We start from the raw sequence: 1,009 nt of genomic DNA on the forward strand, positions 1-1,009 counted from the left end.
ATTTTACGGACATTCCATCTATGCCATGACTTCCTTTGTTCCTTTCCACACGCTTAAGTGCTTCAATTAAGTTTTCCCGTGACAAAATCATATCTATCAACATTTGATATTTCCTTTCGACGTGAACGTAGAAATCTAATTGTGTTATTCTTACTCCACACTCCCAAAGTCCCCCATGGAATTCACCATATCCTCCTTTAGGTAGCTCTTACAAATGCTAATTTAAATATGTAAAAATTTGATTAATTAAAGATGTACAGTTTCGACTCATTTCTACATACTAATCTTGGGGTGATTAGTATGTACATAGCGTTAGATATCCAAACAGATTTTAAGATTAATAGTCTTACAGACTTACCAAAATTAAAAATACTGATGGAGAATTTAAAAATGCGAATTAACAAGAGTCAAAAATGACAATAGCACACTTTGTGACTTTGATATGGTTGACTGACAATATGAAAACGGTAATGGATGAAGCAAGAACAAATTATACCAAAGGAATAGTCAATAAACGTTTCGCTCAATTTGCGGATGATTTTGGATTTAAAGTGCAGCCTTGTATTGCAGGAAGACCGAATACAAAAGGGAAAGTTGAATCACCCATGAAATATTTAGATGAAATTCATGCTTATCAAGGGAAGTTTAGCTTAGAAGAACTTCATAAGTTTGTGCAACAACTATGTGAAAGAATCAATCATAGTTATCACCAGGGGACCGGAAAGATACCAATTTTAGCATTAAAACAAGAAAAGAACCTCTTAATGCCCCTCCCACGGCAACAAATAAGAGATTCTTACAAAATCAATCATACGCTTGTAAAAGTGAATTCGTCCAACATGGTGTCGTATAAGTCCAATCAATACTCAGTTCCAGCTGAGTATCAAGGGAAGACTGTTGGCTTACAAGCATATGATGATCAACTATTCATTTATTATAACACGGAGTTAATTGTCCAACACCAAATTAGTCAATTAAAAATCAATTACAAGGATGAGCACTACAAAGC

Annotated in this window: 1 pseudogene; it reads left to right on the plus strand. The window is 34.3% G+C overall.

What is annotated here, in order from left to right:
- Positions 1–446 precede the first annotated feature (446 nt).
- A pseudogene (locus tag WQ54_RS24230) lies at positions 447–1,009 on the plus strand (IS21 family transposase); the annotation flags it as partial.

The sequence above is a fragment of the Bacillus sp. SA1-12 genome (assembly GCF_000981385.1).
Classification (GTDB): domain Bacteria; phylum Bacillota; class Bacilli; order Bacillales; family Bacillaceae; genus Metabacillus.